Consider the following 1,506-nt stretch of genomic DNA (forward strand, 5'->3'; position numbering starts at 1 on the left):
CTATTAGGTGGCATTGAGAATTCTAAGAGGATGCAGTACACTCAGTTAGCACTATCTGCAGATGAAGCAACAGCCAAGAAACAAGAGCTAGTTCACCGACGGCTAGGCCATCCCGGGAGACAGAGGTTTAATAAGTGCCTCGAGTTGATGGACCTAAGCGAGCTACGACTAGGAAAGAGCGATGAGATGCTTAATGATAACTGTGAGATATGCGTGATGGCTAAGAAGAATAAGACGCAGAGCCATATACCAGTGAAAAGAGCGAGTCGTCCGCTACAGCGAGTCTACATGGATTTCTGGGGTCCTAGCAGAGAAACAATGGGTGATACATGCTACTTCCTATCATTGATAGATGACTGCATGAGATTCTCCTGGCTATTTATGAAGCCAGATCAGTGAGTGGAGAGTCTAATTCAGACCTTTGATGCTTGGCTACCATGGGTTCAACACCAGTCTGGCCAGATGCTATTGATTATCCGGACAGATAATGCGCGCGAGTTCAAGGCATTAGAGGCTTGGGGCCAGCCTAAGGGTATTGAATTTGAGTTCATTGAGCCTGGCACCCCGCCTCAGAATGGTGTTGCAGAAAGGTATAATAGACTAGTCCTAGAGATCACAAGGGCTTTACTATTTGATGCCAAGATCCACAAGAAGTACTGGAAGTACGCGGTGTTATACGCCAACTATTTGAGGAATAGGACCACAATGATAAAAGGCTCAGAGGATGAAGACAGGTGAAGAAAGACACCACATAAGCTATGGATGGGCTATCCACCAGACCTAAGCAATTTGCAAGCTTGGGGTTGCCGGGTACTTTACCATGATAATAGTCCAGATAGCAAGCTGGATAGTCAAGTGGCAGAAGGGATGTTTCTGATGTACAGGAAGAGTGATAAGCAGTACTATGTCCTGCCCTGAGGAGGCAATGAATTGAGGTTAGTTATGAACCCTGAATTCTGCAAGTGAGAAAAGGGTTATTTGGATCCACCAGGCAAGCTATTTGGCTGAGATCCTGCCCCAAAGTTGCCAAAGTATACAAGTATGGTGATGACAACCATGCATGGAGGGTTAATTACTAGTGGTATGCTGATGGGTGGTGGACCGAGTCAAGAAACTGCTCAGATAAACACTCCTATGATAAATGAGGATAAATGTCAGCCAGTTATGCCCGCACCTGCACCTGCTGGGGCGCCAAAAGAGCAAGAGAGAGTGATTCAACCATTAGAAAGTGAGCAATGGGTTGAGACTAATGAGAATGGAGCTGAGCCAACTCCAGAATGATCAGTTAGTCCACAGGGCACTGAGAGCGAGAAACCAGACACCATGGACATGGATAATGAGAGGCCAAGTACAGTACAGCTCAAAGGGGAGAAAGACACAGAGGAGACCCTGGAGGAGCCTACACCAGGCCAGCCTAGTGATAAGGGTGGATATGGTGAGCGATCCTATCCCCTGGTGATGGAATCACCTGAAAGGCATGATAGTGATGGGGAGCCACAAGAGAGG

General features: G+C 47.1%; 4 protein-coding genes. All 4 read left to right on the plus strand.

Going from position 1 to position 1,506, the window contains the following annotated elements; genetic code table 11:
• Nucleotides 1–399 (plus strand): GAG-pre-integrase domain-containing protein (locus tag JS756_RS35680; RefSeq protein WP_205387419.1); only part of this gene is annotated, 399 nt, incomplete at its 5' end.
• Between the two features lie 63 nt (nt 400–462).
• Nucleotides 463–738, plus strand: a complete 276-nt coding sequence (locus JS756_RS35685) for a hypothetical protein (protein WP_240204871.1) — start codon at nt 463–465, stop codon at nt 736–738.
• A 309-nt stretch (nt 739–1,047) separates the two neighbouring features.
• A complete protein-coding gene (locus JS756_RS35690; RefSeq protein WP_205387421.1) occupies nt 1,048–1,281 on the plus strand; it encodes a hypothetical protein in 234 nt (77 codons plus the stop codon).
• A 42-nt stretch (nt 1,282–1,323) separates the two neighbouring features.
• Nucleotides 1,324–1,506 (plus strand): hypothetical protein (locus JS756_RS35695; RefSeq protein WP_205387422.1); only part of this gene is annotated, 183 nt, incomplete at its 3' end.

The sequence above is a fragment of the Streptomyces actuosus genome, assembly GCF_016921115.1.
Lineage (GTDB): Bacteria > Actinomycetota > Actinomycetes > Streptomycetales > Streptomycetaceae > Streptomyces > Streptomyces actuosus_A.